We start from the raw sequence: 13,598 nt of genomic DNA on the forward strand, positions 1-13,598 counted from the left end.
CGCTCATATAGCACATGGACGAAGTGGTCCATCTGTCCAAAATGCGGACATAGCGATAGCCCGGCGGATGTGGTACCAATGTCGGCGGGATTCCGGAAGGTAGTCGGGTCATAAAAACCAATATTTTTGCAATTTTGCGGATTCGAGTGCCATCTTGATTAGGCGAAATGCCCGGTCCGTGATAAACTTTTCTTGTCGGTTGAGGAAGCTGATTGTTTTTTAGCGGTATGTTTCAGCTGATTCGTGCATAGGAGGGAATGCTATGGCAAATGTATCGGTTACTTATGGTGATTTGGACGGCGCTGTCAACGATTTGAAGAATGGGCACGATACACTCGTCTCCGAATTGAATGCCTTGAAGAGCAAGATTGATGCCCTTGTCGCAAGCGGATTCGTGACGGACCGTGCCTCCGGCGCTTTCCAGCAGTCTTATGAGGAATTCACAAAAGGAGCCACCCAGACCGTCGATGGTTTGAACGGCATGGAGGACTTCCTGAACAAGACCAAGCAGTCGCTGTCTGATCTGGATAGCCAGCTGGCCAGTTCTTTGCAATAGAACCTCTGTCTGCGAGGGAAATATGCGCCTTTGCGCCTGCGGGTGTGTTAGCAGGTGGGGCATAGTTGCTTAAGACGTGTATAGGTGCATTTTGGCATTCTTGTCTCTAAGACAAGACATCGCGGGCGATGGAGCTGTCTAGGCCTATCGCGGTTCCTTCTCATTAGCCATGATCAGAAGGAACCGCGATTGCCTCTCTCCAATGGCTCGCTGTTGTGTTACGAGAATCAGTCTGTCGGTTGTGTACTTGCCAGCGGAATAAACAATCTTGGATTGCCAAACTGTGATGTTCGCGTGCATGCGTCCTCCGCAGGAATCAGAAGCCTTGTTGAGGATTGAGGGGTCGGCTTGATTCCACATTGATGTCGGAATCGGGACGATGGCTGATTCTTGAACAATGCGGTTTCTGTTACGAAGTTGGTCAATGACTCAAAATACGTGTAATAGCTGGAGAGAGATGTGGCTGCTGAGAATACGGTAATCGGCGGGAGGTATCGTATCTTGACGCAGATAGGCAGGGGCGGAATGTCCACTGTCTATCTTGCATTGGATACATCATTGAACAAGCAATGGGCTGTCAAGGAGATCAGACAGGTAACTGATCCCGTGAAGCGGGACATGATTATCAAGAGCATCACCGTTGAAGCCAATATGATCAAGCGCTTGGACCATCCGGCTATTCCTCGGATTGTTGATCTGATCGATGACCATGGCACGCTGTATGTCGTCATGGACTATGTGGAGGGCCGGACGCTCGCGGATATCCTTAAAAACGAGGGACCGCAGCCTGAAGACCGTGTAGCTGATTGGGGTATCCAGCTATGCGATGCACTTAACTACCTGCACAGCCGGAAGCCCCCGGTCATATACCGTGATATGAAGCCATCGAACGTGATGGTAACCCCAAACGGAGCCATCAAACTGATAGATTTTGGTATTGCCATTGAAATGGGAGCTGATGATGACCGGTCCTCACTGATCGGGGACGACAGACAGTTGGGCACGCAAGGTTATGGTGCTCCCGAGCAATTCAGCGAGACAGGTCATGTGGATCAGCGCACCGACATTTATGCTTTGGGCGCGACACTATACAACCTGCTGACAGGCGTACACCCGCGTTCTGGATCGTTCAAACCAATCCGGGAAATCGTTCCCTCTTTGTCTGCTGGCCTTGAAGAGATCATATCTGTTGCGACTCAGACAAACCCTGAGGCAAGATTCCAGAACTGTGCTCAGATGGCTTATGCATTGAGACATTACAAGGAGGTTGATGAGGTTCATCGCCAAGCGCTCACCAGGAAATGGCGTGCGTTCATCGCTGTCATAATTGCTTCAGCGGTCTGTTTTGGGCTTTCGGCATGTTCGCTGGGCATGGTGTATAAAACGCGCAATGGCGACTTCAGTTATTGGATGGACCAAGCCGCTCAGACTACGGTCAGCGCTAGAGCCGAAAACGATTTTGTCCATGCTGCCTCCATCAAACCGGACTCTGTCGACCCGTATATGGGGTTGATCAGTTTGTATACGGCAGACGGTGCATTCGATTCACAAGAGGAGCGCACATTCAATGCTGTAATCACAGAGCACAGCAATTCTCTGCGTAAACATTCCGGGGACTGGTCGAGATTGTGTTATGAAACAGGAAAGCTGTATTGGTACTACTTCAAGGTGCCTAAAGAAGCCAAAACAGCCTCAGGCTCCGCTATGACGGATCAGGAATCAATGAGGATGGAACGCATCAGGGCGGCCTCTCCTTGGATGCATGAGGCAGCCAAGAACAAGGATTACAAGAAGGCTGAACTCGCGGATATCTACGCAGGCATGGCAGATTTCAATACGCAAATCGTTCCACTCATCAATGAGGGATCGGATGCCGGCAAATACAAACCGTATGCAAGACGCTTGCAACAATTGCTGGATGCGTCCCGTCATGAAAGCAATGACGTTATTCGATTGGAGGCCGCCAATCTGACGCTGGACGCCTTGCAGATCTTTCCAAGGAAGTTCAGAGCGGATGGCATTGGCAAGGATCAGATGAATGCCTTGGCGGATCGGTCTATCTCCTTAGCCGCCTCGGTAACCCCTACGACTGCGTTGCTTGACGAGAGAAAAAACGAGGCCAATGAATCCTCAAAACGGGTGCACGCCTCTATAGACAACGCCTTTGTGGATATCAAGGGGGATAAGCGATGAGCACCTGGACCTGGAGAATGCTGGCTCTGGTATTTCTGGCGGTTGCCCTGGTTCTGGTGGTTGCCGCGATTGTGCTCTATAGGGTCCTGCATATACGCCAGGTGCGGGATGCCCTTACTGGCCGCAGCGCGGCTACTGAAATTGAACAGATGCGCACAGCCAGGGCAGGTACATGGGCAATGGCCGGCTCACAACTGCAGACTGGCGATCTGAGTTTCAACCCAGGAATTGGGAACAGTCAGGATTTCGCATCCTCCCGCGAGCATCCGGTCGAATTCGTGGTACATTCGGCCGATACTTCTTCACAATCCGGGCAAGTGAGCGCTCAATCATCAGGGGTTGATGATGACGAGCAGCAGACCTCTCTGATCGGCCATGAGCATGCCGAAACAAGCGCTCGCGATGATGAGGCCCAAACCACGCTTGCAGAAAGGTTTTGACACCATGGTGGAGTCCGTAAAAAGCGCTAAGGCGATAAAGGTCTTCTGCTGCATCATGAGTTTTTCAGTTCTGTTCTGTCTCACCTTGCTCGTATGGCAGCTATTGCTCCCCACCCGTGCCTTGGCGGCGGAGAAGAAGAGCGCCAAGGACCGCATATCCGTATCGATGACTTATCGGCAGATGAAGTCCGAAGATGACCTTACAGACGGAAAAACATGGATTGCCGCAGGGCCGCGTTCTGTTACGTTGACTATCACTCCGCGTTCGGCGGATGGTGTCGATTGGCAATCTTCAAAGGATGGCTCGCTGGCAATAGAAGGCATCAGTATCTCCGGCAAGGGACCATGTCCGGTCCTGCAGCAAAGCGACGATCCCGGACAACAGCCTTCCCGGACCTATACGCTTAGCTACACCGATGGCGGAGGCAACTCCCATGATGGCCAGGAATATTTGTTGGACAAGTGTCAGCTGAAATTCAGCTATACATTAACCTCGAACAATGAAAGCGGGAAGGCCGAGAGCCTCAGCGGAGACTTTTCAGAAACGCTCAGTTCTATAGATATGGCTGCGGTCGATAGCGAAGGTAAGGATATCGATTTTGCTCAACACCCCGATTCCATAATTGTGGATTCAACAACTGACAGAAGCCTCAGACTATGGGTATCCGGAGCTCCGAAGGCCGACCCGCTTTCTGGCTATTTCAGCAAGGTTGACACAGTATCTCTTTCGTCACGCGACCCGTGGCTGGACCGTATAGTCAACATTGCCTTCAACAACTATAAAAGGGCGAATTCCAATGCCGATTTTGCTCTCATGACCATAAGTCGGATTCCTCAGCATAGCCAGGCCGATGACCCCAATCATCTGCCTCCCGCCAGCTTCTCTTGCGGGCCCAACACCTCATATTCGCAAAGAGATGCCAAAATCGACAAGGGCCATGGAGATCACTCAGGGGTCTGGAAGGTGCTCAATCAATCATGTAAAGCCGAGGTGAACAGGCCGCCATACAATTCCAATGCCCGTTATGAGGCCCGCCCCCAAGAGGAGATCGCCCGCTATCTGCATCCAGCGGATGCCGGGCAGGATCACAACTACCTTTCATTCGTTTATGACACTGAAAAGCCTATGCTGACTTCAGCCAGCTATTTGTCCCACGGTCTTGAATCACACCCTGAAGATGTTGATTTCCCCGTTTCCGACGGAGTCATGGCCTTCAGGGATCGCGTCATCAGGCTGAGGGCCAAGGATATTCTTCCATCCAGACCAATCGTCGATCCGAATGGCGGCCAACACTACCCGCAACGAATCAGGAATGACGGTCCCAGCGATCCCTTCGCCTCCGGCTTGGCAAGGCTCATATTGGAAGGGAGTCGTTATGACGGTGTCGACAGTCAAGGCAATCCCCGGACTCCGGTTCCGTTGAAACAGTGCTCTGCTGACACCGGCGTTCGGAACGATGACGACTGTGATTACTCTGTCTCCGCAGGTTCTGATGAACAGGGCGAATACTATGACGTGGATTTCCGATCCTCCGGATATTACGATTTCAGCGCCATAAAGGCCAAAGTCGTTGATAAAGCCGGCAATGAAGATGACCTCTTCCCCCTCAAGAGTGGACAGACGGATCGCTCCAAGTCTCCTGACACGAATGCAATGATTGGCAAACTTCTGATTGATGTCAGCTATGAAACAATCGGGGAGCCCAGGATTGCGGTTGCGAGTCGTTCCTCCGACGCTCCCAGGAAGCCAGGTGCTGTGCCTCCTGCCCCCTCCGGCAGTGGACTGGACAGGTATTATTTCAATTCAGATGTCCGCTTGGCCGTGCAGACCAAAGACCAGTATTTGGCCTACTACCTCCATACGCTGGCCGATGATCCCCGCAGAAATGTCGGCGTATTGAAATATTGGCGCGATGATCTGCCAAATGGGTCCAACGAGGCCAAGACGGCCTGCAAGGTGGGGGAATCCAACATAACCGAGAATCGCGACGAAAACTGGACGTGGAGTCTGGCCTGTGACGACAGTGTCGAGCAGATCAATGGAGCCAGCGGGTCCTATCCGACCAACGGTAAATACACCTTTGTGCTCAATGCGGATATTATGCCTGCTTGGTTCACTTCCTCAAGGACTCAGTTTGGTATAGATACCAGCGCTCCTGTGGCAGACGGATTTGAGGGTCCGCGTGGTGACGGATTGAAGATAATCCGTAGATTCCCTATCAAGGGTTCCCATAAGACCATTGTGACCAGTCCCGGACAAAATCATATCCGGTTCAGGGTTCAGGATCTTCTGCCAAAGGAGCAGGTGGGTGCTGATGAAGTCCCGGGAGCCTCGCAGGAGGGAGCATCAGGTATTGCCGGGAATTGCGCTGCGGGCACCTGCCATGGCACGGTCCAGATTTCCATGCCTGCTCCAACCGATTTGCAGGGCAATGCCATTGGCGATTCTGCTGCAAGGAACATGACTTTACCGGTGGATGAATCCGGCTGGTTCAAGATCGATCTGAAAGACGAAGGTTTATACGATCTGTCGAAAATCGTGCTGACTGTTGCTGATTGGGCAGAGCATCCGGTCAATGGCGGTGATAGTGACCGGGCGCGGAATGTGCTGAAAATCAGCCTCGACGAGTTGGTCAACAAGTACCCTGATGCCGGAGGCTTCAATGAAGCCTACGATGCCCTGGTGATCGACAACCCTCAGAATCAGAGGACGGCTGAGATAATACTTAGACAGGCCGAGTCCAATCCCGCTTCCACGAATCCTGCATACTACTTCAGAGGCGAAGCGCTTGTCGACTTCAAAGTGAAAGACAGGTGGTTCCCGCTGTATCAGGCTGTCGGTGACGAGAGCAATAAGAATTTCTTCCATGGCTCCGTCAGTCCGGCCGCTCCGACACCATTCCCCGCAGTGTCGTTCGAACCTGACGCCTGGGTTCCTGACTCCGCGAGTCCGGACACCTGGGTGTTCCGAGGATATCGGGTTCCCCGTTCTTCCGCCAACCAGAACCGTCCCCATGAGGGGGTGTATGAGTTGACGCTATCCTATGCTGGCCTCCAGTGCGACAGCAGCCGGTTCGCTGCAGCCCAGCGTAAGTTCGTCATTGACTATACGGGTCCCCAGCTGGGCAGTCTTCACTTATCGGCGACCACCCCCCATCATTGGCAATGGATATTCCCTACATCGCCTCTGCATGTGTCCCTGGACGGTGTTAAAGACCAGGTTTCCGGTGTGGATGAGAAGAGCGCGTCGTTTACGGATTACCAGGGGGATGAGGCGACTCCTATGCTTGGGTATGACCCCTGGCTGGCCCCTAAGGATGCGCAGGCCCCTGAATCCACCTTGCGATTCGAATCTGATGAAGTCATTGCTTTCGACATGAACGCCGACAGCCAGCGTCTCAGGTTTGATACCACATCGATAGCCGTCAAGGATTTAGCCGGCAACCCCTCATCGACTCATGCGCTGAATTCATATGGCGGCGATCAAAGCGACATAGTCAACGATGCCCAGGGATATACGGGGGCTGCCCTCGATCTTGCCGGTCCGAAGATCACTGTGACCTATGACAACAATGATGTCAGAAACGGCAAGTATTACAAGGCCAATAGGGTGGCCACCATTGTTGTAGACGAGTCGAACTTTGATTTCATAAGTGCGAAGGACGGCGGGCGCATCATCGTTGAATCAAATGTTGATGGTCGCAGGGCCCGACTTGCCGCCAAGGATTTTTCAAACCCAAGCGGCGATAAGCACACTTATCTGGCAAAGCTGGCCTGTGAGAGTGATGGAGATTGGACCGTCGATGCCTCGTTGACCGACCCAGGCGAACACCAAGCGGTTGCATTCCATGATGAATTCGTCATCGACACAACCAGGCCGGTGCTCTCACTGAAATTCGACAACAATGACTCTAAAAATGGCATGTACTATAAGGCTCCCCGGGTGGCCACCATCGAGTTGGTGGAGCGTAATTTCAGCAGGGGGGAATCGACGGTAACGACATCGGCCAAGGATGATGCCGGCCATGAGGTTCCGGCCTCTTCGGGTGATGGCTGGTCGTATGTAGGAGATCCCAAGGAGTACACCCTGGTCCAGCAGGTATCGTTCAAGGGTGAGTACCATTACACGCTCGAGGCCAATGCCACTGATCTGGCCGGAAACACTGCGGAGGCGGTGAAGGAGCCGGAATTCGTCATCGATATGACCAAGCCCGATCTTCATATCGAAAAAGTGGAGGACAAGACAGCCTATGCGGGCACGGTGGCGCCACGAATACAGGTCGCTGACACGAATATGGACCAGAGCCGAACGACCTATGCGCTTGTCGGGGACAGGCGGGGCAAGGTCAAATCCGCTGACCTGGATCCGAACGAGCATGAGGACGATAACACCCGAACGGTCGATATTCCTGATTTCAAGCGCAAGGTAGCAAACGACGATGTATACACGCTGACTGCAACAAGCGAAGACATGGCCGGTAATTCCACATCTGTGAGCAAGACCTTCTCGGTTAACAGGTTCGGTTCGACCTACCTGTTTTCAGCGGGAACGTCCTCGGTCAGGGGTGCGTATTTAAAGAAGGCGGTGCCTATCGAAGTCACCGAGCTGAATGTCAGCGGCATTGATTTGGGTAAGTCAGCCATCAGGTTGGCCAAGGACGGAAGCATCCATGCTGTTCCCGGATCCGATTATCGGATTGTCGACGATAGCGAAAGTGGATGGAGCAAACGAACCTATGAAATTCCTGCCAGGTTATTTAAGGGCGACGGCTATTACCGCCTGATGTTCACATCCACTGATCGAGCAGGGAATCTGTCAGAGAATACCATGCAGCACAAGGATGCGAAGCGCAAGGGGGATGCCTCGGTGAACTTCGCAGTGGATTCGCAAGCTCCAACAGTCTCAGCTCTGGGCATTGCCTCCAACAGAGTGTACTACGGGCAACGGCATGGTGTGGGCATAGATGCCAAGGATAACATGAAAGTCCGCTCCGCCCGGATTGATGTGGATGGCAAAACACAGGGACGGTGGTCTGGTGATGAGCTCCTCAGAGGTGCGCAGTCCATTGATCTGCCGGCGGATGCTCATAGGCACACGGTGACAGTCAGGACCGAAGATGCGGCGGGCAACATATCCTTGATTACCTATCAGGATGTGGTCGTCGCTTCAGACTGGTGGCAATACATACGTGAGAACGGATTGCTTTTTGTGCTGGTCATCTGCCTCGGAATTCTCATGACGCTGGCGGTCATCATCCTTGCGGCTCTGATCGTCAGGCACCATGCAGCAATGGCCTATAGGCGCAATCCATTTGGCAGGCAGGAGCGGTGAGTCATGAAAGGCCTTGTCAATATTCATGATGCCCGCTCGCAGGCTCGGTTTACGGCTTACTTTGATGTGCCGGGAGACTCGTCGTTGGCTGACCTGCTTCCCTCACTGGCTGGATTCACAGAGGGAGCAACAGGCAGGAAGGTAGATGTCGGTATCGACGGGCGCCGGGTGGACCCGCGTCTGAGCGTTGACCAGGTAGGTCTGCATGAAGGATCATGGATTTCCTTGCTGTGCGAGGGAGCGACGATTGTCGACCCGCGGGTTCGTCCGGCTGATGACCCAGCAGCAGTTCAGCTGCGCTTTCTCAGTGGATTCAATGCAGGTGCCATATATGACGTACTTCCAGGTATCTTGAGGATAAGTTCACTGATGGATCCTGAAAAAGTGTCGATCAGCGCTGATTTTCTTCTTGACGTTCATCCGGATGGCCGTCTGATGGTGGTGCCAAACATACGCGAGGGCGCCGTGGTGAAAGCCGGCTTCCTGCGAAGGCCCAAGCGGCAATTGCACTCCGATGTCTGGCTGGACGGGCATGAGCTGATAGAGCCGACCGAGCTGCACTATGGACAGGAGCTTGTGCTTCCCGAATGCATCATCAGCGTGACCAAGGGGCATCCGGATTCCGTGCCAGTCGACAAGGAAGACAGCCCGGGGCACTGGCTGTATACCCGGCCGCCGAAGATCAGGAATGAAGTACGAAACAGACGATATACGCTCCCCGGCTCCCCGACCCGTCCTGACAAGGCCCCTATACCGATCCTGTCGACCCTGTTGCCATTTGCCATGTCCGTGGGCATGGCGGTCATTCTGAAGAATTATTCTTATCTGGCTTTTGGCATCATGTCACCGGTGATGATGATAGCTTCGTATTTCTCCGGCAATAACGGCATGAGGAAGAAATACAAGGCGCAGGTCAAACGTTACGAGCAGAGCCGGGACCGCATCAAGGAACAGGCCAAGCATGCGCTTGAAGAGGAAGTCAGTGATGTTCGGGCCGAATACCCTGATCCTACAGCCTTGCTTGATCTTTGCGCCAGTCATAGTGCACAGCTATGGAACAGAAGGGCCACGGACGACTCATGGCTTGGATTGCGCATAGGCACGGGAGATGTCAAGTCGCATGTATCCATGGAAATGCCCGATAACCTTGATTTTGAGCGTGTCAAGACATGGCAGCTCCATCATTTCCCTGTCGTTGTGAATTTGCCGGCTGCCGGATGCCTGGGGTGCACAGGTGAGCAAGCAGTCATCTTCCCGACAGTGCAGTGGATCGTCGCTCAAATGGCAGCTCTGCACTCAGACCGGGACTTGTCGATATATCTGCTTTCGCCCAGGTCCAGAAAGCAACAAGAAGGGGGTCGGCCTGCTCCCATACCAGCGCAGATTGATTGGTCCTTCGCTCAATGGCTCCCGCAGCTGGTTCCGCAGCAAGGGCAGAATGCAGTACGCACATTGGCTACCGGCATCGAAGACATAGCGATGAGGATTTCGGAACTCATCGCCATGCTGGACGATCGTAAGGAGCTGATGCATTCCCAGTCCATGCAGAAGTGGGCTGGGCCTTCGGTAGTTGTGGTGATGGAGCATGCACATGTGCTCAGATCCATGCCTGGCACTATCAGACTCCTCAAGGAAGGGCCCCTTGTCGGCATGTACATGCTGTGCGTGGAGATCGATGAGAGGCTCCTGCCTGAGGAATGCCAGACCGTGGTGACGGGGGAGGCTGGCGAGCTGAAGGTCCGCAGCAATGTCTCTGATGATGTCAATGACATCATGCCCGACCTGGTCACACAGCAATGGCTTGATGCCCTTTCGCTGTCCCTCGCGCCTTTGGAGGACGGCAGCCCTGATGAGAGCCAGTCCGCCATTCCCTCGCAGAGCAGACTCCTGGACCTGTTGAAGCTGACGCCGACTCCTGAAGAGATCGAAGCCCGATGGGCCCTGCAACCCCGTTCGACCTTCTGCACAATCGGTGAATCGGTCGACGGCCCCTTCGGCCTTGACATCGCCAAGGACGGGCCCCATGGGTTGATAGCCGGTACAACCGGCTCGGGCAAGTCCGAGCTGCTCCAGTCCCTGGTGGCTTCGTTGGCCGTGGCGAATAGGCCGGAATCGCTGAACTTCGTGCTTGTCGATTACAAGGGAGGTGCGGCGTTCAAGGACTGCGTCAAGCTCCCCCATACGGTCGGAATGGTCACGGATCTGGACAACCATTTGGTGACCAGGGCTCTGGTCTCGCTTGGCGCGGAACTGAACTACCGCGAACATCTTCTGGCTCTTGCCGGTGCCAAGGACCTTGACGATTACATGGACTTCCGGGAGCTCCGCCCTGATCTGGCGGAGATTCCCCGTCTGCTGATCATTATCGACGAGTTCGCCTCCCTGGCCAGGGAGCTTCCCGACTTTGTCACCGGCCTGGTGAACATTGCGCAAAGGGGCAGGTCATTGGGCATCCATCTTCTCCTGGCGACTCAGCGACCAGGAGGCGTGGTCTCTCCGGAAATCAGGGCGAACACCAACCTTCGTATAGCCCTGCGCATGACGGACGACAGCGAAAGCCAGGATGTGATCGATGCCAAGGATGCCTCGCTGATCAGCAAGTCCACGCCGGGCAGGGCCGTGGTGAGGCTCGGATCGAATTCCTTGGTACCCTTCCAATCCGCCAGGGTTGGAGGCAGGTATATCGACCCGAATGACAAGGCTGAGACAAAAACAGAGAAGCCCTTTGTCCGCGTGCTCTCCTTCCCCCAGATCGGCCAGCCGGCTCCTGCGCGTCCCAAGTCGAAAGAGAACAAGGGGGATGTAAGTGTAACCGACCTTATGAAGTTGGTCGAGAGTATCTGCCAGGTGGCCAAGGATGAGGGCATTCCCCAGCAGCGGCAGCCGTGGCTGCCTGCCTTGACCGATGAGATTGGTCTGGGTGATCTGCCCGACAGCGAAGATGGTGATGCACAGGCGGGCCTTCAAGTTCCCTTTGCCATCGGGGATTACCCCAAACTGCAGAAGCAAAGCACGGTTTTCCTTGATATGGCGACCTTCGGTAACCTCTTCATCATCGGCACGTCGCGCAGCGGCAAGACCACGGCCCTTCGGACCATAGCTTTCTCCGCCTGCAAAAAATATGCACCCACGAAGGTCCAGGTCTACTGCATTGATGGCGGCAATGGCGGCCTCGCTCCTCTCACGGCCTTGCCCAATGTGGGCGTTGTGGCCCTGCGCAGCGAAACGCAGAAGATCGAACGGCTCCTGAACAAGATCGAAAGGGTGCTCAAGGCCAGGTCAGTCACCCTCTCCAAGGGCGGATACAGCAATATTGACGAGTTCAATCGTGGGCTTGACCAGGATCATGAGGAAGAGGCCCTGCCGCATATGCTGGTCATGTTGGATTCATGGGACGGGTACAACTCCACTTTCGAATCCTATGACAACGGTTCCCTGATCACCCGCATGCAGAACCTGATGCGAGAGGGGCCGTCGGTCGGTGTGCATTTCATCCTGTCCGGCGATCGCTCACTCCTGTCCGGACGGATGACCCTGCTGGCAGACAGCAAGATCATGCTGCGGCTGGTCGACAAGACCGACTATTCGGAAATCGGAATCCCCGCCAAGGAGGTACCCGACAAGATGGCGGATGGGCGAGGTTACCAATCCGTTGACGATGCTGAGATTCAGATTGCGCAGATTCGCCGGGGGGAGGTGGGCCAACAGGAATCCGAGGCCATCCGCGCCGCCGGTGTCGCGCTGGCTAGCGGTAGGGATGCCGGCCTCTCGCGGTCCCGTCTGCCCTTCAACGTCGAACAGCTGCCCGATGAGGTGTCCTTCGATCAGGTATACGCCTTGGTCGAGGAATCCGGGTCCCTGGACAAAGGTTTGTTGCCTTTGGGTATCGGCGGCGAAGACAACGATCTTATTTCCTATGACCCGGTGGCGATGCCGATTCTTCCGGTTTTCGGCGGCATGCAGAGCGGCAAGACGACATTGCTGATCTGGCTGGCCAATATGGCGTTGTCCGCTGGGTATCATCTGGTCATCGCGGCCCCTAGGGACAATGCCCTGAGGCGTTTCGATGGGGTGCCCGGAGTCGTGCGCTTGTTCACGACCCCTGCGGATCTGACACAGGAGAATCTTGAACCATACGCGCGCAATGGCGATGAGAAGGCTCTGGAAAGCAGCACCGAAACGGGGTTCAAAGGCAATCTTCTGGTGTTCGATGACTGTCAGCTGCTCAAGGAGATTCCCGCTAGTGAGTGGATGCAGAACCTGGTCGGATCATTATCAAAGGGTGACGCCTCATGCATCTTTGCTGGGGACATCATCGACTTCCCCCAGGGCTTCGGGAATTGGGGGTCTTCCATGAAGAAGATCAAGCAGGGTGTGCTGATCAGGCCCGAGGATATGACATATGCGGATTTGATAGGGGCAAGGGTAAAACGGTCTCTTTTCAAATCCGAGATGCCTCAAGGACGTGGAATCGCGAAGCTCGGTATGCAGACTGTCTTTATCCAGTTCCCGAAGTTGGGCGGACAATTGAGTGTCCCCTATAGTTTCAGCAACGCTGGGGGTTTGAAGAGATGAACGAGCATAGGAAGAAACAAGGGCTGGCGCAATCCCTGCAGCCGGCTAGGGTCTCTGCGGAGATTCCTGTGCTCCCGCCGATTCTGCAGCCGTCCGTCGTCAACGGGTGGGATTTACACGATAAGGCCTTGAAACCACGGTCGATTGGGGATGGTACCGGCCGTCGCGCGGAATCGTATCAGTTGGTTTTTTCCGATGGGCAGCGGGTGCCCTGTCAAGGACGAAGTGTCGTGGGGCGAATGCCTGAACAGCCGGGTGAACACTATGCCGCTTATGTAGTTGTCGAAGATCCTTCGCATCAGACTTCCCGAAGGCACTTTGAATTTGGAACAACACCCATTGGCCAGGTATGGGTCATGGATCTGGGGTCGGCGAATGGCACTTTCGTCCGTTCCGGCGAGACGTATATGCAATTACAGGCAAAGAAACGAACCGGGTTGTCTGAAAACGATGTAATCAGGTTCGGTAGTCTCAGCGCAAAAGTTGAAAGGAGTAATTGATT

The 13,598-nt window shown here is 54.3% G+C and carries 6 protein-coding genes; all 6 read left to right on the top strand.

The window, feature by feature from the left end; all coding sequences use genetic code 11:
* Window positions 1-262: 262 nt before the first annotated feature.
* The 6 genes from P272_RS0101495 (at window position 263) to P272_RS09605 (ending at window position 13,596) form a co-directional block, all read left to right on the top strand.
* A complete protein-coding gene (locus P272_RS0101495; protein WP_029677804.1) occupies window positions 263-556 on the top strand; it encodes a WXG100 family type VII secretion target in 294 nt (97 codons plus the stop codon).
* Window positions 557-1,015: 459 nt separating this feature from the next.
* Entirely contained in the window at window positions 1,016-2,749 is a 1,734-nt protein-coding gene (locus tag P272_RS0101505; protein WP_029677806.1) for a serine/threonine protein kinase, read from the top strand.
* On the top strand, window positions 2,746-3,189 hold the full coding sequence (locus P272_RS0101510) for a hypothetical protein (protein ID WP_029677807.1): 444 nt from the start codon (window positions 2,746-2,748) through the stop codon (window positions 3,187-3,189). The genes P272_RS0101505 and P272_RS0101510 overlap by 4 nt, the downstream gene beginning before the upstream one ends.
* The gene (locus P272_RS08805) at window positions 3,131-8,521 is read left to right on the top strand and encodes an Ig-like domain-containing protein (protein ID WP_172636682.1); all 5,391 of its coding nucleotides are present in this window, start codon (window positions 3,131-3,133) and stop codon (window positions 8,519-8,521) included. Before P272_RS0101510 ends, P272_RS08805 begins: the two co-directional genes overlap by 59 nt.
* 369 nt (window positions 8,522-8,890) lie before the next feature.
* On the top strand, window positions 8,891-13,096 hold the full coding sequence (locus tag P272_RS0101520) for an FtsK/SpoIIIE domain-containing protein (RefSeq protein WP_052323103.1): 4,206 nt from the start codon (window positions 8,891-8,893) through the stop codon (window positions 13,094-13,096).
* Between the two features lie 239 nt (window positions 13,097-13,335).
* Window positions 13,336-13,596 (top strand): FHA domain-containing protein, encoded by a 261-nt coding sequence (locus P272_RS09605; RefSeq protein ID WP_367379052.1) that lies wholly within the window; start codon window positions 13,336-13,338, stop codon window positions 13,594-13,596.
* The last annotated feature ends 2 nt before the right edge of the window (window positions 13,597-13,598 follow it).

The organism is Bifidobacterium sp. 7101, from assembly GCF_000499285.1.
Lineage (GTDB): Bacteria > Actinomycetota > Actinomycetes > Actinomycetales > Bifidobacteriaceae > Bombiscardovia > Bombiscardovia apis_A.

Bases quoted from the DNA above. Each gene is read 5' to 3' on its own strand.
- P272_RS0101495 (WP_029677804.1), top strand. From the start codon at position 263: ATGGCAAATGTATCGGTTACTTATGGTGATTTGGACGGCGCTGTCAAC.
- P272_RS0101510 (WP_029677807.1), top strand. From the start codon at position 2,746: ATGAGCACCTGGACCTGGAGAATGCTGGCTCTGGTATTTCTGGCGGTT.
- P272_RS08805 (WP_172636682.1), top strand. From the start codon at position 3,131: ATGCCGAAACAAGCGCTCGCGATGATGAGGCCCAAACCACGCTTGCAG.
- P272_RS0101520 (WP_052323103.1), top strand. From the start codon at position 8,891: ATGGATCCTGAAAAAGTGTCGATCAGCGCTGATTTTCTTCTTGACGTT.
- P272_RS09605 (WP_367379052.1), top strand. From the start codon at position 13,336: ATGCCTGAACAGCCGGGTGAACACTATGCCGCTTATGTAGTTGTCGAA.